The 23,408-nt window shown below is 52.0% G+C and carries 14 protein-coding genes; 6 read left to right on the plus strand and 8 right to left on the minus strand.

Going from position 1 to position 23,408, the window contains the following annotated elements:
* Positions 1-432: 432 nt before the first annotated feature.
* The gene (locus tag M0220_RS12000; protein WP_264017742.1) at positions 433-945 is read left to right on the plus strand and encodes a peptidase associated/transthyretin-like domain-containing protein; all 513 of its coding nucleotides are present in this window, start codon (positions 433-435) and stop codon (positions 943-945) included.
* Between the two features lie 159 nt (positions 946-1,104).
* Here M0220_RS12000 and M0220_RS12005 read toward each other — a convergent pair whose 3' ends face one another.
* Positions 1,105-1,815, minus strand: a complete 711-nt coding sequence (locus tag M0220_RS12005; RefSeq protein WP_264017743.1) for a Crp/Fnr family transcriptional regulator — start codon at positions 1,813-1,815, stop codon at positions 1,105-1,107.
* Between the two features lie 199 nt (positions 1,816-2,014).
* Positions 2,015-2,734, minus strand: coding sequence for a Crp/Fnr family transcriptional regulator (locus M0220_RS12010; RefSeq protein ID WP_264017744.1), 720 nt, complete (start codon positions 2,732-2,734; stop codon positions 2,015-2,017).
* A gap of 455 nt (positions 2,735-3,189) precedes the next feature.
* On the opposite strand from M0220_RS12010, the gene M0220_RS12015 reads away from it, so the two are divergent.
* A complete protein-coding gene (locus M0220_RS12015) occupies positions 3,190-4,539 on the plus strand; it encodes a serine hydrolase domain-containing protein (protein WP_264017745.1) in 1,350 nt (449 codons plus the stop codon).
* Here M0220_RS12015 and M0220_RS12020 read toward each other — a convergent pair.
* Genes M0220_RS12020 through M0220_RS12030 form a run of 3 tightly spaced genes read right to left on the minus strand, consistent with a single transcriptional unit; the run spans position 4,536 to position 6,111 of the window.
* On the minus strand, positions 4,536-4,868 hold the full coding sequence (locus M0220_RS12020; RefSeq protein WP_030073646.1) for an AzlD domain-containing protein: 333 nt from the start codon (positions 4,866-4,868) through the stop codon (positions 4,536-4,538). The two genes, M0220_RS12015 and M0220_RS12020, sit on opposite strands and share 4 nt — an antisense overlap.
* The gene (locus M0220_RS12025) at positions 4,865-5,584 is read right to left on the minus strand and encodes an AzlC family ABC transporter permease (RefSeq protein WP_264017746.1); all 720 of its coding nucleotides are present in this window, start codon (positions 5,582-5,584) and stop codon (positions 4,865-4,867) included. Before M0220_RS12025 ends, M0220_RS12020 begins: the two co-directional genes overlap by 4 nt.
* On the minus strand, positions 5,581-6,111 hold the full coding sequence (locus tag M0220_RS12030; protein WP_264017747.1) for a helix-turn-helix domain-containing protein: 531 nt from the start codon (positions 6,109-6,111) through the stop codon (positions 5,581-5,583). The genes M0220_RS12025 and M0220_RS12030 overlap by 4 nt, the downstream gene beginning before the upstream one ends.
* 278 nt (positions 6,112-6,389) lie before the next feature.
* Here M0220_RS12030 and M0220_RS12035 point away from each other — a divergent pair, with 278 nt between their 5' ends.
* Positions 6,390-6,719: a hypothetical protein gene (locus tag M0220_RS12035; RefSeq protein ID WP_030073642.1), complete on the plus strand. Its 330-nt coding sequence runs from the start codon at positions 6,390-6,392 to the stop codon at positions 6,717-6,719.
* 93 nt (positions 6,720-6,812) lie between these two features.
* Here the strand turns inward: M0220_RS12035 and M0220_RS12040 are convergent, their stop codons facing one another.
* From M0220_RS12040 to M0220_RS12050, 3 genes are all read right to left on the minus strand, one after another.
* Positions 6,813-7,139 carry a hypothetical protein gene (locus tag M0220_RS12040; RefSeq protein ID WP_030073640.1) on the minus strand — a complete coding sequence of 109 codons (327 nt, stop codon included), beginning with the start codon at positions 7,137-7,139 and terminating at the stop codon, positions 6,813-6,815.
* A gap of 299 nt (positions 7,140-7,438) precedes the next feature.
* Entirely contained in the window at positions 7,439-16,363 is an 8,925-nt protein-coding gene (locus M0220_RS12045) for a GH36-type glycosyl hydrolase domain-containing protein (protein WP_264017748.1), read from the minus strand.
* A gap of 137 nt (positions 16,364-16,500) precedes the next feature.
* On the minus strand, positions 16,501-17,109 hold the full coding sequence (locus M0220_RS12050) for a CDP-alcohol phosphatidyltransferase family protein (RefSeq protein WP_264017749.1): 609 nt from the start codon (positions 17,107-17,109) through the stop codon (positions 16,501-16,503).
* A 249-nt stretch (positions 17,110-17,358) separates the two neighbouring features.
* Between M0220_RS12050 and M0220_RS12055 the strand changes: the two genes are divergently transcribed.
* The 3 genes from M0220_RS12055 to M0220_RS12065 all read left to right on the plus strand — a co-directional run bounded on the left by M0220_RS12055 (position 17,359) and on the right by M0220_RS12065 (position 23,343).
* The gene (locus tag M0220_RS12055) at positions 17,359-19,017 is read left to right on the plus strand and encodes a DASS family sodium-coupled anion symporter (RefSeq protein ID WP_264017750.1); all 1,659 of its coding nucleotides are present in this window, start codon (positions 17,359-17,361) and stop codon (positions 19,015-19,017) included.
* A 118-nt stretch (positions 19,018-19,135) separates the two neighbouring features.
* Positions 19,136-20,281: an exonuclease SbcCD subunit D gene (locus M0220_RS12060; RefSeq protein ID WP_264017751.1), complete on the plus strand. Its 1,146-nt coding sequence runs from the start codon at positions 19,136-19,138 to the stop codon at positions 20,279-20,281.
* Entirely contained in the window at positions 20,278-23,343 is a 3,066-nt protein-coding gene (locus M0220_RS12065) for an AAA family ATPase (RefSeq protein ID WP_264017752.1), read from the plus strand. The genes M0220_RS12060 and M0220_RS12065 overlap by 4 nt, the downstream gene beginning before the upstream one ends.
* The last annotated feature ends 65 nt before the right edge of the window (positions 23,344-23,408 follow it).

Genomic DNA, 23,408 nt, shown 5'->3' on the forward strand with positions numbered 1-23,408 from the left:
AACGCTTTTTGCCCCGCCTTTAGTTGAAATAAGGACACTGGCAGTCTTTACCTCTAGAAAGATTATGAGCGGTATCGACCATTGTAATAATGAGGTTGTGTTAAAAGATGCCATGAGCTTTGTACTGTAACTATGAGGCCAGAGCCTGTGTGCCCAATATACTACGGACGGGTGTGGGAACACATAGACGAGAGAAGTAAGTGAAAAGTTACTTTATTCCCACTGGATAACTAAAGCATTAACCACTTACTTTACAGATTATTATAAACCCACGATGGGTTCCGCTAGGGCAAGAATAATACTCAAGTGGTTTGAGAACGTTATTGAGAATAAAGAATTTGGCATAACGCCAGATGTGCGGCCATGGTGTCCGCGTAATAGAAAAGTGGCAGAAGCCGCTAAGAAGAACATGAATCAAAAGGGATCATTGTAATGAAAATGCTTAAGATGACTGCTGCTATTGCCACCGTATCGTTGATGACAGGGTGCGCCACTATTGTAGGCGAAAAGGAGCAAAGCATCACGATCAACAGCAGTCCGAGCAATGCAAATGTGATAATTACGGATGAGCGCAGTATGCAAGTGCATTCTGGAAATACACCAACAACAGTGCAGTTGCGTAAATCAGATGGAAGCTATTTCGGCGGTAAAACATATACCGTTGAGATTGCCAAAGAGGGTTATGAAAGCCGCACAATGATGATTAACTCCAGCCCCAATGGTTGGTATATCGGCGGAAACATAATTTTCGGTGGTCTAATTGGTTGGTTAATTGTCGACCCTCTTACTGGCGCAATGTACAACCTTACGCCTGATACTCTCAATGCATCGCTAGGTGAAGGCGTAGCTACCACTACCGATGGCGACTCTGAAATCACGTTGGTATTGATTGAAGATGTACCTACTCACATGCTGGATGAGATGCAGTACTTGGGTAAAATTTAAGTAGCCGTACCTTGGCAACATTGAAGTAGAGGAAGCATCGCCTTAGGGCGGTGCTTTCGCTTATCTCCCTGGGTATGAAAAGCGTCGCCAGTTCAAATAAGGGCGACGAGGTGAGTTGGTTTATTAGCAGGGCCAGGGCGTAGACCGGTCAGCGTTTCCCTAGCGCATCAACATCCTAGTATAAAGTTCGCAGTCATCGGTATAGCATTTGCAGGCGGCTTTGATTAAGCCTGAGCGATCAATGATGATAATTTCACCACGGTGATAACGGATAAGACCGCGTGTTTGCAGCGCAATGGCCGCGAGCGTAATACCAGCTCGGCGTACGCCTAGCATCATGGCTAGAAACTCGTGGGTAAGCTGCAGACTATCCGACTTGGCGCGATCTTGGGTCATTAAAAGCCAGCGGGCGAGGCGCTCTTCAATTCGATGAAAATGAATACAGGCCGCTGAGTTAGCCAGTTGGCTGATAACCACGTAGAGGTATCGTTTTAGCCGCTGGTGCAATACAGGTGCGTTTAGCAGCAGCTGTTGAAAGCTGGCCGCGTTAATGCGCAGAGCTAGCCCTTCACCTTGGACTAATGCGAGCAACGGTGTTTCTGCGATACCGAGCACCAGTGAAATGCCTAGCATGCCCTCACGTCCTGCCATCGAGACTTCCAGCCGACTGTCCATCGTCAGAATAACAATCTGTGAAATGAAGCTATCGATGGGGAAGTAGACATGGGTGATGGTATCGGTGGGCTGGAACAGCACTTCTCCAAATGAGAGCTGTACGGTGTCGCAGATGGCCATCAACGCATCCCGCTCAGCGGTAGGTAGCTCAGCTAGTAATTGATTGGCATCGGTAGCGTGAAAAACAGATGTCATGTGCCTCTCCGGTTATTAGAAAAACCTGGCAAACGGCACAATGAGGGGGGTAATCATTTCGATGTCGGCTGCAGATAGGCCATCATTTATCAGCAACGGCCTACCTACATATTACCATTAGGTTAATCAAGCGTCGGCACGCTAGCGTACACAAGGCGCTGCTGTTTTTTGTAATACGTTGGTGGCTGCGCCTAATTGTTCACATAACGTTATGGTGGTTAAGCAGGCGGTCGTACTCGTCTTTGACGACCGAATAGCACTCACATACACGCTCTTCAAGGCCTTGCCGATCCAACACATTAATATGCCCACGGTGATAAGAGATCAGGCCAGCCCTTTGCAGTTTACCTGCTGCTTCGGTAACCCCCTCACGACGAACGCCCAGCATGTTGGCAATTAATTCCTGTGTCATGATCAGTTCATTGCCCCACAGCCGGTCTAGGCTGAGCAGTAGCCAGCGGCATAGCTGCTGATCAAGATTGTGATGGCGATTGCAAACCGCCGTTTGAGCCATTTGTGTTAGCAGGGCTTGGGTATAGCGTAACAGCAGTCGCTGCATGGGTCCTGCGCGGTAGAACTCGTTTTTGAGCAGCTGGCCCTTTAGACGTAACGCCTTTCCAGCACTCTGCACAATCGCTCGGCTGGGCGTGGTCTCACCGCCCATAAATAGCGACACGCCCACTACTCCTTCATAGCCGACAACGGCGATTTCCGTTGAGGCACCGTTCTCCATTACGCATAGCAACGAGACGATGGAGTCCAGCGGAAAGTAGACATGATTCATGTGCTGTCCTGATTCACATAGTGACTGCCCCAAGGTAAGCGTCACCTCCTCAAAGTGGGGCATTAGGCGTCTTAGTTCTTCCTCTGGTAATAAGCCAAGCAATGCATTTTTCTGAAAAACATGCGGTTCAAGCATTGAATACCCCCGATTATTCCTAGCTGTCACGCAAGTGTTGATTACAGTTGGTTATGTAAGGCTAGTGATAGGCACATGCCTCTCAAGTATAGAGGCTCAGGAGGCAATCTCTGTACGCTATCGCACATAGCGCTGTTTAAGCCGATGGGGGCGATATAAATACAGTCAGCTATCACTATTTCTTCGCTAGTGTTCGCCAACGCACAGTAGGCGACTAATTTAACGCCTACTATCAGTATCAGTGGGGCAAAGGAGCTGCCTAAACAGGACGTTGCACTGCGCGCTGCAAGGAAAGCAGCGCCAATTTATTATTCATCTAGCACCACAATCCCAGCTAACGGCTGGGGTTGTGGTGTTCGCATGTCCGTCATGCTGTTAAGCAAACGGCGTTTCTATCTATACTGGGTGCATCGCCTGTTTAATTGGGTGTTAAACAGCTAACCAAGGAGTCGGTGATGCCACCTCTACGCTGCCACGTTACCTCTGTATTCACGCTTATGCTTTCCGCTGTGTTCCTTAGTGGGGCAGCCTCTGTTAGCGCCCAGCAGGCCAGCACCGTGTTGTTAAGTGCTGAAGATTCCGACCCTAACCGCTTGGGATGGATGCAGGGCTTTCCGCCCGCCCCAGAGCGGGTGATTGGCCAGCCGGACTCTAACTACTTTAGCTTCCCCAAAATGCGCTGGACGGTGTGTCACTTCCGCGAGCTATTGCCTACTAAGCAGGTTAGTCGTGGCTTGGGCGCTCCGGTGCCGTTTAGCTATGCATTAGACGATGCAATCAACGAGGTTACTTTTACGCCGATAGACGGCAGCGAACCTATGACATGGCAGGCATCGCTAAACGAAAACTACACCGATGGTCTGCTGATTCTTCATCAGGGGCAGGTGGTGTATGAGACCTATTCCGGCTGTTTGGATGAAGCGGGCAAGCATGGCGCAATGTCGGTCACTAAATCCATGACTGGGCTTCTAGGTGAAATTCTAGTGGCCGAAGGCGCACTGGATGAGCAGGCGCTGGTAGGCGATATTTTGCCAGAACTGGCCGACAGTGCTTTTGGTAGCGCCACCGTAAAACAGCTACTTGAGATGACCACGGGCCTTGCTTACAGCGAAGATTACAGTGACCCTAACGCTGAAATCTGGGCTTACAATGCAGCAGCAAGCCCACTACCTAAGCCAGACGATTACACCGGGCCGCGCACTTATTACGAATATTTAGCGACGGTAGAGCCGGAAGGTGAGCATGGGCAGGTATTTGGCTATAAAACAATCAACACCGATGCGCTGGGGTGGGTAATTGCGCGTACCGCGGGAGAGTCGGTGACATCGCTGCTTTCATCACGCATCTGGCAACGCATGGGGGCTGAACAGGATGGCTACTTTACCGTGGACTCTATCGGTACGCCGTTTGCGGGTGGCGGCTTAAGTGCAGGGCTGAGGGACATGGCCAGGATAGGACAGTTAGTGCTTAATGAAGGTGTGATGAATGGCGAGCGGCTATTTCCTGCAGCGGCCGTTGAGCGTATTCGTCAAGGGGGTGACAGACAGGCATTTGCCGCTGCGGGTTACCGCTATTTACCGGGCGGCAGCTACCGGGGTATGTGGTGGTCGCTGCATAACGAACATGGTGCCTTTGCTGCGAGAGGCGTGCATGGGCAAACGATTTACATTGACCCCACCGCTGAGATGGTCATTGTGCGCTTTGCCTCACATCCCGTGGCGGGCAATGCGGCTAACGACCCTACTTCCCTTCCCGCTTATCAAGCCGTCGCGGAGTATTTGATGGAGCAATCAGCGACGCGTTAAAGCGTCGCAACGATCTCCACCAAGCCGAACACCGCAACACCTGCCGCCACGGGCCAGCCTAACGAGCGTAGCCGCCACCATACCAGTAACGTCACGGAAAGCCCGATGGCGGTGGCTAGCCATGAAATGGCGTTTGGGTTGACCGGCACAATGGAAACTCCCAGCACGGCGGCAATCATTAATGGTCCAAGAATACCCAGCCACTGGGGCATGGTGTTAATGCCTGTATCGCTACCCAGACGGCGCTGCATCCATAAGAACGGCACCACGCGCATCAGTAGGGTACCAATAGCGCAAACCGCCACGGCTAGCCATAGTTCGAAGCTCATACTGGTCGCCTCTGGGCTTGGAGTTTGACGGTATAGAAGCATAGCGCGCCACAAGCGGCAGCCAGCGGAATAGCCACGTTGCTCCACCCCGCGATGGTTAAACCTAGCGCGGCCAGAATGGCGCACCCCATGGCGGCTGCCCAGCGTTTATTGGTGAAGCGGGGTGCCACCATGGTTAAGAATAGAGCAGGCAGTGCGAAAGGCATGATCTCCCCGAGTAGTGGCCAGCGGGCGGTAAAGGCCTCGCCCGCCGTGGCCCCCACCGTTGTACCCACAATCCATGCGCCCCATGCAAGCAGTGATGCGCCGACAAACCAGCTAAAGCGCTTTACGTCAGGCAGCTGTGGAAGCCGGGTCAAGGCCAAGGCAAACACTTGGTCGGTGAGGCCATGCATTAGCCATGGCCAGTGGCGGCTGCGCGGCAACAGCTCAGCAAGGTTGGGGCCATACACCACATGGCGCACGTTAATTAGTAGCGTCATCGCCACTACCAGCCATAGCGGCGCGCCGGTGGCGATCATGCCTACAAACAGAAACTGCGAAGCGCCTGCATAAATCAGTGCGGATATAGCGGTGGCTTCCAAGGTACTGAAGCCTGCTTGGCTAGCCACTAACCCAAACGACAGTGCCACTGGAATATAGCCGCCCAACAGCGGGATGGCTTCGCGCACGCCTTGCAGCGCGCTACGCCAGGGGGAATGGATGGCATGATTCATGGCGCGTCCCTTTGTTCACCGTAAGTAACGGTGAGTAGCAGGGTGGCCTCATGGTCTTGGGTGCGGTAGCAGTGCGGCTGGTCGGCGGGAAACGTTTTGGTCTCTCCGGGCGTTAGCACGGTGGTGGCTCCCACTGGACCTGCTTCCAGCCAGCCACTAATTAGGGTTAGCGTTTCTTGGGTGCCAAGTGTGTGAGCTTCAGCGTGGCGCAGGGTATGGGGCGCGCAGCGCATCCAGTAAGCATCTACTTGTGGTGAACCTTTGCCCTGATCAATCAGCTGCACCTGCACGCCATCTTCGCCAAGGGGAACGCTAATAGGCGCCACTAGCGTGCCAAACGGCGCATTAAGCTGAACGGCTAATCGCCAGAGAGTGTCCAGGGTGGGGTTACCATTACCTTGCTCAAGACGACACAGGTTTGATTTGGCAATGCCAGCGGCGTTAGCTAAATAGGAGAGTGACCAGCCTTGCGCTTGACGCAAAGACTGCAAATGCTTACCTAACGTGATTAATGAGTGCTTATCCATACTGCTACCCTACTGTTCCTTTTATAGAACGTTCTATATAAAGAACAGTGGGATGTCAATTGTAGAGTGTGTCCACCATTGGTCAGAACGTTGCCACCATTGGTCAGGAAAGGCATCGTTACGCAGAACTCGGCCATTGCAGTGATAAAAAATGTTAAGTAGCGGCTCACTTAAATGAGTGTTTATCGATATACTGCGCCGGTGGCTAGGTTTTGCACTTAGCGATGACGTTGTGACCTGCTGTTTCTCTCAAAAGAAAAAAAATAAGGAACATATCAATGCGCATAAAAGTGTTATTGGCTGCACTGCTGATGCTGTGTAGCTCTTCGCTTGTCATGGCTGCTGACTATTACGTAGATATTACTAATCGTACGGGTTATACCCTTTACTATATGTACGTAAGCCCCGCAGACTCGAAAAGCTGGGAAGAAGATGTACTCGGCAATGATGTTCTGATGGATGGTGACACACAACGGGTGACAATTACGGGTTACAACAGTCCTATCTTCGATATTCGTTTAGTTGATGAAGATGAGGATAGTTACACCTTTTGGAATGTAGACGTATCAACCCAGGATCTTGTGGTGACGTTGGATCATCTCGACTAAAAAAATCGAACGGCTTGCCGCCTTAGCAGCGTCCTCACTGTTGATTCTGAGGGATTAGGGCAAGCCGTTTTGTTTAGTACACGCCGATATTGGTTATGCAATAGCAGGTAGTTGAGAAGTCACTTCGGCAGAGGAATGACGGCTTGGCGCGCTAGAAGATAATGACTCGGTATTATCAGCACTAAACGTCACTAGATCGGTGTAGGCCTGCTCGGTCAGACGAGTTACCTCTGGTGATGCACCCCACTTCAGCAACATTTCGTCGATATGACGTTCAGCTGTTTCAAACTGGCCGCAATGGCTAAGCAGTTTGGCGATGGTGTAATCGCATTCTGGGGTATCAAACATTTCTTCCCTGATCTCTTGAATGGCCAGTTGGAGGCCTTTTCGGGAAATATCGCTTAGCTGGTTAGGTTGCATGCCACGACTCCTTGTGAATGCTAACGGTTTCAGATGCTAACGTTTACAGATGCTAACGTTTACAAATGCTGTGCTGTATTAAATTTGACGCTCTTTTGTACGCCTCTTGTACCCTCACGAGGCTAATACACTGTTTCGAGAGATTCAATCGCAAACTAGAAATATTTCAAAAAATTAATTTGAACGAAAGACCCCGCTTGCTTGCTAGGGGCGCGTAGAGTAATTGCTCCCCTAACGTATAAAGAAATACATTCATAAAAGTTATACAAGAAATTAAATAATTAGTCATCGCATCGTCATTATGCAGGGGCGCATCGCCGGATAACTATCTCTAGTTGATGATGCTGATTATCTAGCGGCACCCTAATAGGCATGCCAACCCCTGTTTCTACTAAGTAAACGCCATCCAGTGTTGCAGTGAGGGCTTGGCTTGAGCTTGATAGGGACAGACTTGATAGGGTCTGGCTTGATAGCGTTTGGCTTGATAGATTCTGGCCTAACATTGCTGGAGAAGCTTGCGCGTTGAACACCTTGATATGATAGTGCGATTGGTCAAGGGTAATGTCAGCACTAAAATGCGGCCAGCTCGCTGGCAGGCATGGAAAAATTATCAGCCAGCTAGCTTCCCGGCGAATGCCTAAAATACCCTCCATACCGGCCTGATACATCCAACCGGCGGCGCCGGTGTACCATGTCCAGCCTCCTCGGCCCACATGGGGTGCCACAGAATACACATCAGCAGCGACCACATAAGGCTCAACGCGATAGCGGGTAGCTGCTTCCGTGGTGGTGGCATGGTTGATGGGGTTAAGCAGTGTAAATAGCTGATGTGCTTTGTCACCTTCACCCAGTTGGGTGAAGGCCAAAACTGCCCACATTGAAGCATGGCTATACTGCCCACCATTTTCGCGCATACCAGGCGGGTAGCCGCTTATATAGCCGGGGTCCTGCTTAGGGTGATCAAAGGGAGGCCAAAAAAGCAGCGCTAACTGCGGGTCATGCAGAATGAGTTCGCGCTCCAGCGAGTGCATTGCGAGCGTCGACCGTTCAGGGTCGCTGGCGCCGGAAAGCACCGCCCATGATTGGGCGATGGAATCAATCTGGCATGCATCGCTTTGTTTGCTGCCCAGCCAAATGCCGTTGTCGTAAGTCGCTCGACGATACCACTGGCCATCCCAAGCGCTGTTTTCAATTGCTATGCGTAGCGCCTTAGCATGTTCATACCAACGAACGGCGCGTTGGGGTTCATCCGCGTGGCAGGCTTGGGCCTCGCGCTGTTCGGCAATTGGCGCAAAGTGATGAAGTGTTTTAAGCAGCAACCAGCCTAGCCATACACTTTCTCCCTTGCCCTCAGCACCCACCCGGTTCATGCCGTCATTCCAATCCCCGCCGCCTATCAGCGGCAAACCATGTTCACCCAGTTGCGAAAGGGTAATATCAAGACCGCGTGCGCAGTGTTCAAACAGTGGGGCGGCTTCCAGTGAGGTGGTTGGCTGGAAAAAGTGTTCGTGCTCATGCGATGACAACTGCGCGCCGTCTAAAAAGCTCACTGGCTCGTCAAGCACTGCTATGTCCTGGGTTGTTGCGAGATAACGCGCGCAGGCGTAGGCCAACCAAACCCGGTCGTCAGAGATACGCGTGCGCACGCCTTGTCCGGAATGGGGCAGCCACCAGTGCTGTACATCCCCTTCAGGGAATTGACGTGAAGCCGCGCGCAGTAAATGCTGGCGCGTTGTAGCAGCATTGCTAAACGTCAATGCCATGCAATCTTGCAACTGATCGCGGAAGCCATAGGCGCCGCTGGCTTGGTAAAACGCTGAGCGAGCCGTTAAACGACAGGCGATGGTCTGATACAGCAACCAGCCGTTTAACATGATGTCCATTGCCCGGTCAGGTGTTTTGACCTGTATGGCATTGAGCTGCGTATTCCAATGGTCGTGAATGTTGGCAAGCTCAGCATCAATGTCAGCATCACGAAAACGGGCAATCAGCTCGGCAACTTCGTCATTGGAGCCACCCTGACCAAGCAGTACGATAATGTCGACGGTTTCTCCTGGGACTAGCGTCACGGGACGCTGAAGCGCAGCGCAGGGGTCTAGCCCGGCGCCTAACGTGCCGGAAAGTGGCGTTTTACACCGTAACCCAGCCGGTTCAGCTAAGTGTTTGCCATAACCGATAAACTCACTGCGATTGCCTGTCCATTGCGTAGGTTGCTCGCCAATATCGAGGAAAGCCACCCGGCCTGGGAAGGCGGCATTCCATGGGTTGGTAACTAACAACGCTCCGCTTTCTTTCGCTTGCGACGTGATAAGAAAGGGGGCTGATGCGCTTCGCGACGTGCCCAAAACCCACTCTGCATAAGCAGTCACAGAGAGCTTGCGCGTCTTGTGTGAATGATTTGTTATTCTCAACCGCGAGATACGCAACGGAGCATCTCGCGGCACGAAGTGCAGCAGCGTTAAGCTAAGTTCATTAGTATGATGTTCAAATTGACTATAGCCATAACCATGGCGCGCAATGTAGCGGCCTGAATCACGAATCGGGCTTGCCGTTGCCGTATAAAGCGCTAGCGTCTCTTCATCCCGGACATAAATAACATCACCGTTTGGGTCACTAACGGGGTCATTACTCCACGGTGTCAGTTGGTTTTCTCGGCTGCTGTCTGCCCACAGATAGCCAGCGCCCTCTGCTGATACTTGAAACCCGAACTGTTGATTTGCAATGACATTAATCCAGGGCGCTGGTGTTGAGCTGCCCGCTTCTAGAATGATGGCATACTCTCGTCCTTGCTTTGCAAACCCGCCCCAACCATTAAAAAACTCAAGTGTAGGCCGCTTAAACTGGTGAGGATTGTGGGTCTTATCCATCAATTGTCTGGGGAGAGCACGTTTGGTAATGACAAGCAGAGGCTTCGCGGTGCTCTGTTGGGACAACATAACAGATAGCTGATCGGCAATTGATCCTCGGTGCGCTATCAGCACCACGCGTGCAACCGATTGAAGCTGAGAGCATGACTGGGCGCTTGCTAGATCGGCTCTTAAGGCATAGATCGTTCCCTGGGCATCGCCACTGTGAAGTCGGGGCCTTGACTGACTGCTGAGAATCGTGGCTTCAATGGCTTGCTGTAGATCTTGAATGTAAGAGGATGCACGCTCATTGATGATGACGACATCGACTTCGAGACGTTTCATGCGCCAATACTCATGGGCGCGAAGTAATTGATGCAATTGTGGCAAATCGTCAGTGGATTGAATCCGGAGCAATACGATGGGTAAATCGCCGGAGATCCCGTGTTGCCATAGCAGCGACTGTTGAGCTGCGCCGCTTTGAATCGCTTTCTGAGGTGCTCTAAAGCGTGCGTCAGGATAGAGCAGTGGGGCAGCTAACCGCTGAAAGTCAGCGGCCTCCTCTGGCTGAGTGCCCAAATGACGTAGCTGCACTTGTGCCTGAGTCCAGGCGAGCATTTTTGCTCGCTCAAAGGCGCTAACGTCATGATGTTTGTCAATTAAATCCATCAGCGCTTCACGTGAGTCGGCAACGACCGTCCAGTAAGCAATACGGGCGGCTTTGCCTGGCTTGATTCGCAGGCAGTAGCGTGATGCAAAAATGGGGTCAATGACACTCCCCACCGTACCTGATAAATGTTGGCCTTCAGCAAGTGCCGTTGCTGCGGAAATACGGTGGCCCCGGCCAATAAATTGCTCGCGGTCGGTCTCGTATTGGAAATCTCCTACGGTATCGCCTTCCACGACGGCGAACTGAGCTACCCACACTTGTGCTTCGCTGGGGTCCCGCCGTCGCCGAGTAGCCACAAGGGCATTAAATGCGGGGAGGTATTCAGTGACCACGAACATTTTGGCGAAGCTAGGGTGAGCGTTGTCGGTACTCGGTGTGGTGAGTACTAATTCTGCATAAGTTGTAACATCAATATCGCAGGTTTGGCGTCCACTGTTGGCCAGTGTTAGCAAGCGTACTTCGCTGTTATCTTCCCCAGACACCAGGATGTCCAAGTGGCTTGAAATAGCCTCGTGACGATGCACATAGCGGGCATAATCTTCAGCAAACAACACGTGGTTGTCGTCGTCATTAGCGCTGGTATGTGATTCCAGGGATTGTCCTGTTGCACTCCAAACGCTTGGGCGTCGCGTATCGCGGAGAAAAATAAAGCTTCCCCAGTGATCGCGAGTGGTATCTGGTTGCCAGCGAGTGATGGCAAGATTGTGCCATCGGCTGTAGCCGCCACCTGTTGCGGTCAACATGACAGAGTAGTTGCCGTTTGAGAGCAGGTGTGTCACCGGAGGCCCGTTGACGCTGGTTGAAAGTTTGCGCACGGTTTGTGCTTCGTTGATGGTTTGGCTAGCGGTTGATTTCACCTCTTCAGCACGGGGGTAAGCAATAGCCACATCCCTTGGAATCCGCTCTTGAAGCAATAGCTCGCTCGCCTGAATCATCGGTTCGCGGTGGAAGCGTTGTCGCATCTGCCCATGGTGAAGCGTATTAGCGATGGCAACGATGGTCATGCCTTGGTGGTGTGCCATATAGCTGCGCACAATCACCAGCTTGACGCCTTTGGGGAGCCGTGAGCGGGTCAGATCTAGCGCTTCGTAGTAGCCATAGCGTCCCAACGCACCCATTTCTGCAAGGCGGCGATAATTCTTGAAGGCTCCTTCTGGGTCGATCATTGCCGCCAACCCTGTTGCGTATGGCGCGACCACTAAATCGGCCGATAGACCTCGCTTTAGCCCTAATCCAGGCACCCCAAAATTGGAATATTGATAAGTATGCTCTATGTCCCGTGCGTTATATCCCGACTCAGAAATACCCCAAGGAGCTGAAAACTGTGCGGCGTATGTTTCCTGGCGTTTAACGACTAGGCGGTTAGTTTGCTCCAAGAGGCTGCCAGCGGGTGCACGCATTATTAGCGACGGCATCAGATATTCAAACATAGAGCCTGACCAGGAAATCATCGCCGCACCCTCTTTTAATGGGGTGGCGGCGCGACCAAGTCGGAACCAGTGGCGAGTGACTACATCGCCTTTGGCAATGGCGAACAGGCTGGCCAGGCGTGCCTCTGAAGCCAGCAGGTCATAGCAGCTTGTGTCCAGGCTGACGTCGTCCAGCGAGAAGCCGATCGACAGTAACTGCCGCTCAGGGTTGAGAAGAAACGCAAAATCCATACTGAGGGCAAGCCGTCGGGCTTTACTGGCCAGTTGCTGTAGCCGCTCGCCATGCGCGCTGATGGAAATTGATGTTTTTCTGTGGTCAGCGTTATGCTGAGCCGCCGTTTTATGTAGGGCTGTCACCCAAAAAACCACATCTTCGCCATCATCCTTGCCCATGTCTTTATTACCTATATCTTTATTAACTATATCTTTATTAACCCTATCTTTATTACCCCTATTTTTATTGTCATCTTCACTATTGCGGTCGTGATGGCCATTAAACAGGTCGCTGGCTATTTTAAGTGCTTGTTTTGTATGTTTTGTGAGGGCTTTCAAATCTAATGGAGACGTTTTATTTTCGCTTAATAGAGTGGCGACTTTCTCAAGCTGTTCAGTGAGCGGTTTAGTGGGCAGGGATTTTTCTATTGATTGAGAAGCGCGCTTAAGTTCTTCAAATTTAAGTTCTTCAAATTTAAGTGCTTCAAATGTCAGCGCTAATGTATCGGCTAGTGCTTGGCGAGGATCAGGTTGAAATGTTGTGTCTTGCCAGGTTTCCAAAGCATTGGTGAGGGTAATGAGGTGCCCAGCAAGGTTGCCGCTATCGACAGTAGATACATAGCGAGGGTTTAGCGGACGCAGGTCATCGATTGCATACCAGTTAAAGAAGTGACCACGATAGCGGGGCAGGGTATGCATGACGGCAAGCGTCGTTTCTATACGGCTTAGCGCGTTGAGATTACCGATCCAGCCGAAATCACGTGCCGCCAGTATCGACAGCAGGTAGAGGCCCATATTGGTCGGTGACGTTCGCTGGGCGACAACCGGCTGTGGCTCTTCCTGAAAATTATCCGGCGGCAGCAAATTGGTGGATGTAGTTACAAAAGTTTCAAAGTAGCGCCAGGTTCTGCGGGCAATTAGCCGAAGTTCACGGGCAGTTTCTTCTGCTATAAGAGGTTGGTACGCAATACTAGTCGTACTGCTTAGCCAAGTCGCTAGCGCAGGCGCTGCTGTCCATAGTAGTGCGATCGGCAAGACCATTAGCCAAACACTACTGTTAAACCATAACGCACTAAAGGCAACGGCTATGCCAAGTAACGTACCGGGCGCCATGTGCCGATAAAAACCCCAAACGGTCAGGTGTGGGCATTTCATCGTTTGGGCAGACGATGTCCACTCTAATAAATGACGGCGAGTTATAAAAACCCGTGTCAGAGTGCTAACAATGGCATCTAGCATCCGCCATGCTTGGTCAGGGAGAAACATCAGCTGCAGCAAAATTTGCTTCAATCCCAGCGTTAGTTCGTCCCGCCATTGGTGGAAGTGGTAACGGAGATTGACGCCTGCACGCAGTGGAGCGAACGAGGTTATTAACGACAGTAAGACCGGTATGCTAATGACCATAGTAATCATTAAGCTGCTGACGACAGCCATCATGACAGGCAGTTGCCAGCTCACCGCAAAGCAGGCTAACAGTAAGGGTGGGAGCAGCGATCGGCGTAGATTGCCGAGTATTTTCAAGCGCCCTGAAGGCGGTAACGAGGCTGTTAGTAGCCAAGGGAGTAACTGCCAATCCCCTCGCACCCAGCGATGTTGGCGTTTGGCCACCACATCATAACGGTCTGGAAAGTCTTCTATGACTTCAATATCTGATGCCAATCCCGCACGGGCAAAAATGCCCTCAAACATATCGTGGCTCAGCAGGCTGTTTTCAGTGATACGGCCCGCTAGTGAAGCTTCAAAGGCATCAATATTGTAAATACCTTTACCAGCAAACGAGCCATCACCCACTAAGTCTTGATAAAGATCTGAAATGGCGGCGGCATAAGGGTCAATGCCTCCTGGTGAAGAGCACAGCTGTTGATAGGTAGAGCCTCTTTCGCCTGTAGGCATCGATTGAGTGACGCGTGGTTGCAAAATTGCATAGCCTTCCACTACCCGCCTTTGCTGCGTATCAAATCGAGGATGATTTAACGGGTGGGCTATTTTGCCAACCAGCTTGCTCGCGGCTCCTCTTGGCAGGCGTGTGTCGGCGTCCAGCGTCAGAATATAGTGCACATTTCTTGGCAGGGAAGGTGGGGTTCTGAAGGTCGTGTCCGTCGCGCCACGTAACAGTTTATTGAGCTCATGAAGCTTGCCCCGTTTGCGCTCCCATCCCATCCAGCATTGTTCACCTGCGTTGTAGACGCGGTTGCGGTGTAGTAAGAAGAAGCGCTTGTCATGGCTGGAAGCACAGTAGCGTTTGTTTAATTCCTCAATGCGTTTTTCACAAATGCTCAACAGTGCCTCATCGGTGGCTAGTTCTGCCTGCTGGGCATCAACGCCATCGGTCAAAAGTGCATAGCTAATAGCACCGCCACCGCTACTTAGATGATGCACCTCAAGCCGATCAAGCTGTTCTTCTAAGTCGGCTTCATTGGTCAGTAGCGTTGGCATCGCCACCAGCGTGCGAAGAGAGGGGGGAACACCTTTGGAAAGATCTAGGCTAGGCAGTGGCTGAGCGCCAATATTATAAATAACGAAACGATTGACGATAGACGTAGCGAACTCAATTGTGGGCAGGATGCCCAGGGCTGCTAATAACAATAACCAACGTGACGACACCTCGCCTGAATGCATTGATAACAGCAACCACCCGGCTAAGACTATCAAAGCAACGGTAGTCGCTGTCAGCATTATGACGTAGCCATTGATGCCATTTTTCAACAGTAGCTGGCGAAATCGCCGTTTCAATGGTGGGCGAAAGTTAAGGCGTTTTTCTAACCTATTCCTACCTGCCGCCACCAAAAAATAACCAGGGTCTTCAACTCTTGCTGTCTCGTGAACATCATCGGTAAGTGGCAGTGCTTCTCTTGATAGCGTTAGCGTATGGTCAACGATTTCTAACTCGGTATAGGCTGAGCCACGGGCGAGCTCTTCCACTGCAACGCGGTACTGATTGCGTGTTGAAAAATCGTACTGCGCAAAGCGACTGTGTTCGCGTAATTTTGCGTCTACCAAGCTGACACTTTCGAAAAGCTCAGCCCAATCAGTGCTGGAGATAAAACGCATACTAGTGATGATGTTGCGCACAGTAACGTTCGACGCCCCTTGGCACTGCTGGGTACTTTGCACGACATCATCGATAGATTCGCCCTGGCGATTAAGCTGCTCAAAAAGCCAGCAGGCGAGTGCATTGGTATGGGGGTTAACACCGCGTAAACGTTTGGCTAATTGAGCTATAAAAGGCGCCGACAGTGGTGTTTTCTGAGACGTAAAAGAGGAGAATGTATAACTAGCTGAGTCATTACTCGTTGAACAGTTATCTGTCGAGACGCTATTAACTGATTCGTTGTTAATTGACTCGTTGTTAATCGACTCGCTGTAAGGTGAATAACGATTGGAAGAGACGTTGCTTGTTGGTGAGTCATTTTCAGTAGCAAACCACTTAGCCGCTAGTGCGTCCGCTGCATCGCGCGCCATTTGTTCAGTAATAATCTGGTCGGCAAGACGGCGTAGATTCTCGACTAATACAATGCGAAGCGTTATCGCAACTGCCCATAATTCTCCAATCGTTAGTGGCTGAGTGCGTTGGTAAGATTTAATAAATGCACGTAAATTAGAGAGTTCTATATTGCTATCGGTATGTGCAATAAAAGCCCATGCAATACCAAATACGCGTGGATAACCCGCAAAGGGGCCTTCTGCAAGCTTTGGTAACTGTCGGTAATAGCCCGGTGGAAGGTCACCGCGAATTTCACGAATTTGTGCTTCGATGAGATGATAATTATCAAGTAACCAAGCGGCGGCGGGAACGACCTCTCGACCTTCTGCCAGCGTGACAGCGCAAGCGCGGTAAGCACCAAGTAATACGCGGGCATTATCGTTTAGGCGGCGCGTTAACGACGCCACTTTGGGTGGGCTTGCTGTCACAACTTGCGCCAGCGCTAGACTACCCGCGTGCTGTTCGAGCCGTTCTGCACTAAACAATTCTTCACGTACTGGCGAGGATGAACGCCACAATGCCATAGAGGCATTGTGTTGGTGCACACGACGAAATAAGGGCGTCTGAAAAAAAAGAGTCACGGGTTACATCCTGATGAATGTGTACAGCACAGCTCATAAAACAGTGCTTTTCTATCAGGACGATGTGCTTAACGTTCGCTGTTGTCGGTTCGATAACGCACATTGCATGCGTAACCGTTATAGGGTGATCTTAAGTGCTAGCGTAAGGTCCAATAGCCTCCCCACAATCGTGTGGTCGCCGTTATCATACAAGCGGCTGCAAACAGTCCTGCTAGCCACGGAAAATACTGAGGAAACAAGCAGAAGAGTACTAACGCAACAACGGTTTCTGTGCCTTCGGTCAACCCTTCTAAATAGTAAAACGCTTTTTGTGGAAAATTTGGCCGTTCTACATTGCGTGCTTTCGCCGCAATCGCAAAGGCTAAAAACGATGTTCCTGTACCGATAAAGGCGAATAGCAGTAACGCTGCTGCCAGCGCATTTTGCGCAGGGTTAGCCAGCGCGAATCCCAGCACTACTGCAGCATAAAAGACAAAGTCTAACCCGATATCAATAAACCCGCCCGCATCACTTTGTTGGCCGCTTAGCCGGGCAAGTGCGCCATCTAGTCCATCACCTAGGCGGTTAACTAAAATCGCTATCAGTGCCAAAAAATAATATTCAAAGGCTAATAGCGGTAGCGCGCTCATTCCCACTAAAAAGGCCGTTAAGGTAACTTGGTCAGGGGTAATCTGCCTATTGTTGAGATGCCGAGCTATAGTGGCAAGCGGTCGATGGGTAAGCGGCATAGTAAAACGGTCGAGCACGTTAGTACCTCCTTGGAAAGCGTCTCAAACCTACCGTGATGGGGCTGCAATGTCATGTAAGAATGAGCTAATAGTTGCGACTAAAGTGGTTAGACTTTGGTTGTATTTTTTGCCAATTTACTGGACTAATCCTTGGCTGCAGTGAATAAAGGGCACCGAAAAAGCCAGCTAGGCTATTTTAAATACGCCATCGGGTTTTACTGTGTAAAAAGCCCTTTTGACCACCTGACTGCGAGCGGTACTTAGATAATGCGCAGAACTGCCACGATGACGCTCTGGGAGATGCTCTGGCACTCCCATGACCAAGTTAAAAATTTACTGATGTGCGCGTTGCCAGCGTCTGGCGCGGGGCGCTCAGCTTCCAACACTTCAGGCGAGCAGCAAGGAACCGGCGATAAGCCGCCAACGCCACCTGCTTATACAAAACCTCAAAAGGTTGGCCTGGTGCTGGGGCCAATGTTGTTTGCGTTTGTACTGCTTTTTTTCCACCCTGCGGAGCTAAGCGTAGAAGGCCGTATGGTGCTTGCGACTACCTTGTGGGTGGCGGTTTGGTGGATTACTGAAGCTATTCCTATTCCGGTAACGTCGCTATTGCCGATTGTACTGCTACCAATTACCGGGGCCCTTGAAAGTAGTGCGGTAACGGCGGCTTACGGTAATCCTATTATTTTCCTTTTCCTGGGTGGTTTTATGATCGCCTTGGCGATGGAGAAGTGGGATCTGCATAAGCGCATTGCACTCACTATTATTTCGCTGCTAGGCACCAGTATTAACAGCATTGTGTTCGGCTTTATGGCAGCCACTGGCTTTCTGTCGATGTGGGTTTCCAATACGGCCTCGGTCATGATGATGTTGCCCATCGGCACCGCGATTGTGTATCAGGTGACCCAAGAGCTAAACAAAAGTGAGGGTGATCATAGCGAAGAAATTGATAAATTCAGCAAGGCACTTATTTTCGGTGTTGGTTATGGTGGCACTATCGGGGGGTTGGGTACCCTGATTGGAACGCCTCCTAATATCATTTTAGCTGCGGTTGTGAATGAGTTGTTTGGGTTTGAAATTACCTTTGCTAGCTGGATGATGTTTGCTTTCCCCGTAGTGTTAGCACTGCTGTTGATTGGCTGGCTGATGCTGACACGCATCATTTACCCGATTAAGTTCAGCAATCTTCCAGGCGGCAAAGCGCTTATTGCCAAAGAAAAGGAAGCGCTGGGTAAAATCACCTTCGAAGAGAAAGCCGTGTTGGGGGTTTTCCTGTTAGCGGCGTTTTTCTGGATTACCCGCTCATTTTTATGGCAAGGCCAGCTCCTGAATATTCCCGGCATTAACGACACAATGATTGCCGTTGCAGCGGCAATTGCACTGTTCTTAATTCCCTCGCCTAATAAAGGCGGCTGCCTGCTAGGGTGGGATATCGCCAAAGACGTGCCGTGGGGCATCCTATTGCTATTTGGCGGTGGCCTAGCAATTGCTGCTGGTTTTGGATCTTCGGGTTTGGCCGCATGGATCGGTGGTCAAATGAGTGTGCTGGAAGGCGTTAACTTCTTGCTGGTGATTCTGTTAGCCGCAGGAATGGTGCTGTTTTTAACTGAAATCACCTCCAATACAGCAACGGCCACGATGATTCTGCCGGTGCTAGCGTCGCTGGCGCTGGCATTGGATATTCATCCATTCGTGCTGATGGTGCCGGCGGCAATGGCAGCCAACTGCGCCTTCATGCTGCCGGTGGGCACGCCCCCCAACGCGATTATTTTTGCGACCGGCAAAATAAAAATTATTGAAATGGTACGCAACGGCTTTTGGCTAAATATTTTCGCACTGCTGCTGATCGTCGCGTCGGTTTATTTCTTGTTACCCCTCGTGTGGGGAATTGATTTAACCACCTACCCGGACGCGTTCCGCAACTAACTGCCAGCGACTACTGCTGCTCCAGCCCCGCCATGTGCGGGGCTTTTTGTGCTGGGTGACGGACAGTTTGGAATGCAGATTGCTATGATGGGGAATATTTTTTTGCATTGAGCCTGCCATGCGACTACTTCATACCGCCGATTGGCACCTGGGGCGGCTGTTTCACAACCTCTCGCTGTTGGAAGACCAGCGCCATGTCTTGAACCAGCTGCTGGAGATTGTCGACCGCGATGCGGTGGACGCGGTGCTGATTGCCGGTGATATTTATGACCGTTCGGTGCCGCCAGCCGCCGCTGTCACGCTATTAGATGAGATGCTTGGCGAGTTGTGTGAAAAGCGCCGTTTGCCGGTGATTATGATCTCTGGCAACCACGACGGTGCTGAGCGCCTTGGCTTTGGCGCGCGCCACCTGCGCCAAGCAGGGTTGCATATTTTGTCTGATCTATCCGCCTGCGACCGCCCTGTGTCGCTGTCGATTAATGGGGCGGAGGTGGATGTGTTCGGTATTCCCTACGCTGATCCAGAGTATGTGCGCAATCAATTTTCGGTGGATGTTCGTGATTTTGACAGCGCTCACCGTTACTTAGTCGAGCGTATCAACACCCAGCGCCAAGCGAGTCGACCTACGGTGCTGATGAGCCACTGCTTTGTGGATGGCGGCAGTGCCAGCGATTCAGAGCGCCCGCTAACCTTGGGAGGTGCGGAAAGTGTTGCCTGGGAACCTATGCAGTCGTTTGACTATGTTGCTTTAGGCCACCTTCATGGGCCGCAGTATCGCGGCGGTGAGCATATTCGCTACAGCGGCTCGCTACTTAAATACAGCTTCTCAGAGGCTAACCAGCGCAAAGGCGTCACGCTGGTGGATATTGGCTCCGAGGGCGTGAGCCAGATCGAACACCGCCCGCTGACCCCGCGCCGAGAGGTACGTGTGCTGGAAGGCGAGCTGGCTGAGCTGCTAGCACAAGGCAGAACCGATACAGCCGATGACTATCTACTCGTTCGCTTGACCGACCGCCACGCGATACTTGACCCCATGGGGAAGCTGCGCGAGGTCTACCCCAACGTGCTGCATTTAGAAAAGCCCGGCATGTTGGCAGCGCGGGGGCGTCAGCAGTTAGATCGCGAACGGCTGCAGTTTAGCGCGCTGGACATGTTTAGCGATTTCTTTACCCAAACCAGCGGGGGCAACATGAGTGATGAGCAGGCCTGCGCCATGCGTGAACTCATCACCACCTTAAGCCGTGAGCAGGAGAGCCAGTCATGACGCCGTTAACGCTCACCATGCAGGCGTTTGGCCCCTTTGCAGGCAGTGAAACGATCGATTTTACTGCGTTGGGCAACAGCCCGCTGTTTCTGATTAATGGCCCTACGGGCGCAGGCAAAAGCTCGATACTAGATGCCATCTGTTTTGCGCTTTACGGTCAAACCACCGGTAATGACCGCGATGCCGGGCAAATGCGCTGCGACCAGGCCGTCGATACTTTGTTGACCGAGGTCAGCTTGGATTTTCGCCTGCGTGATAGTGCTTACCGGGTGCGCCGAGTTCCCCAGCAGGAGCGCCCCAAGGCCACTGGCGAAGGGACTACCACACAAAGTGCTGAAGCCCAGCTGTGGCGGCTGACCCCAGAAGGTGAAGAGGATGAGTGCTTGGTGGCGCGTAAGGTTACCGATGCCAACAGCCAGCTGCACGCCTTAATAGGTCTGGATGCGAATCAATTTCGCCAAGTCATGGTGCTCCCCCAAGGGAAGTTTCGTGAATTACTGCTAGCAGAATCGAAAGACCGCGAGAAAATTTTTTCTCAGTTGTTTCAAACCCAGATTTTTCAGCGTATTGAAGAGCGCCTGCGTACCCAAGCGAATCAAATTGAGCGAGCGGTGAATGATCACCGCCAGCATATCAGTGGCATTTTGGCCGGTGGTGAGCTGGAAAGCGAAGCGGCATTAGCGCAAGAGTTAGCGGCGCTAACCCCGCAAGTAGAGCAAGCGCGTCAGCGTTTTGACACCGCTCAGCAGCAGCGCCGCTGCGCTGAACAGATGCTAGGCGAAGGCCAAGCACTTCAGCGCCAATTTGAAATCTGTGACAGCCTCGCCGCGGAGAAAGCGCGCCACCTTGAACAGCAAGCGCAAATAACCGCCTTTCAGAGCCGATTGACCCAAAGTGACCACGCCCAAGCGCTGCGGCCTTACAGCACTGCGTTAGTCCAAGCGCAGCAGGCATTCACTGCCACTCAAGAACAGCAGCGACAGGCCGATGCCGCGCTTGCTGCCCAGCGTATCAGTACTGAACAAGCTCAGCATGCATTTGAGACGGCGCGCCAGCGTCAAACCGAACTTCCCGCGCTGCGTGAGCGCCATCGTCAGTTGGGCGAGTTTATCCACAAAGGCCAACAACTGAGTGAGCTGGAAGCGCGCTGGAAAACAGCCCAGGTCGCTTGGCAACACGCTGATGAGGCACTAAAGCGTGACGAAGCACAGTTAGACGGTATTCGCCAACAAGGCGAAGCGCTAGGCGCTGCTCTTGAGGAGTTACAGAACGAGTTTCAGCAGTTAGCCAGCGCCCCTGTAGAGCTGAGTCGCCATGAGAGCTTATTAACTCAGAGACAGGAGTTGGATGAGCTGATTCGGCAGGGGCGTGAACTCGACGCTCAACAACAGCAGGCAACACAGGCGCTTAAAGGTCGGCAAAGGGAAGCGGAGCAGGCCAAACGCCACACCACTGAGCAAGAGATGCGCTGGCACCAAGGGCAAGCCGCACTGTTAGCGCTCACCCTTGAAGATGAGGCACCTTGCCCGGTGTGCGGCAGCCTTGAGCACCCGGCCCCGGCGGTTAAACATGCTGATATTGTTACCCAAGATCAGGTGGAAACAGCGCGCTCAGCTGAGGAACGGGCCCGCCACGCATTACAAACCGCCGAGCGTCAGGTACACCAGTTAGCACAGCAGCTTAGCTACAACGCTGAGCAGACGCAGCGCCTTAGCCACCAGCTAGGCGCTTGGGCCAGCCAACCACAGGTTGAGCTGCAACAGGCCTGCGAACAATTACGCCGCCAGGTCGGGCGTCACAAGCATGTGCAGGGTGAGATTAACCGGCAAAACGCTGCTCGTGACGAGCGTCGCCGGGATTGGAGCGCGTTAGACAAACAGCTCAAAGCCCAGCGACCTCAGGTTGAAAAAGCCAAAGAGGAGGCGTTACGGCTAGATAGCCAGTGCGATCAGTTACGTCAATCACTGCCAGAAGATGTGCGTAACCCCTTAGTCATGCGCCAAACGCTTATTGAGCTGGACAACCAGATTAGTGAATTTGAAAAAAACTGGGAAAGCGCACAGCAAGCGCTTGCAGAGACCCAAACCCAGCAAGCGCGGGCAGAAGAGCAGCTGCGCAGCGCAAACCAACAGCTGGCGCGTAACCAGCAAGCGCTTGAACAGGCTCAGGCTGAGTGGCAAACGGCGTTACAGGCCAGTTCATTTGAAAGCGAAGCTGCTTTTCAGGCGGCTCAGCTAGAAGATAACCAACGCCAAGATCTGGCTCGCCAAGTAGAGGAGTATCAGCGCCGTTTGGCTGAGCTTGACGGCGCGCTACATAATTACCACGCCCAGCTGGCTGAAAAAACGCTGCCGGATATTGCTGCACTCACTGCTCAAACAAAAGCTGCTCAAGCAGAGGAGAATACTCAGCTAGAGGCATGGCGGTCGCTGGATGGGCGGTTAAAGACCTTGCAGGGTATTGGCCAAAAACTCACTGCTGCCCACACGGCCCAGGCCGAGCTTGAAGCCCAATACCGAGTATGGGGTACGTTAAGCGAGGTGGCTAACGGGCGCACCGGTAACCGCATTAGCTTGCAGCGTTTTGTGCTGGGAGTACTACTAGACGACGTACTGATTCAGGCGTCTGAACGGCTGGTGCGTATGAGCCGCGGGCGCTACCAGTTGGTGCGCCGTGAAGACCCATCTAAGGGCAATAAAGCGTCAGGATTGGAGCTAGACGTGGCCGACACTTACACTGGAAAGAGCCGTTCAGTAGCGACGCTTTCCGGCGGCGAGTCGTTTATGGCGGCGTTGGCGTTGGCGCTGGGGCTTTCTGATGTGGTGCAGGCCTACGCCGGCGGTATTCAGTTGGATACGCTATTTATTGATGAAGGCTTTGGCAGCCTGGATCAGGATGCATTAGACCAAGCGATCGCCATGCTCAGTGAGTTACAAATGGGCGGGCGAATGATTGGGATCATCTCGCATGTCAGCGAACTCAAAGAGCAAATGTCTGTCCGTGTTGAAGTGCGTGCCAGCCGACTTGGCAGCTCGGTGGAAGTAAAGGGCGCGCTTCTTTAAATGCCTGGGGTGGCGTTAATTCATGCTGCGTTCATACAGCATGTTTTATAACGGAAGTTAATTGT

The sequence above is a fragment of the Halomonas qinghailakensis genome (genome assembly GCF_025820815.1).
Classification (GTDB): domain Bacteria; phylum Pseudomonadota; class Gammaproteobacteria; order Pseudomonadales; family Halomonadaceae; genus Vreelandella; species Vreelandella qaidamensis.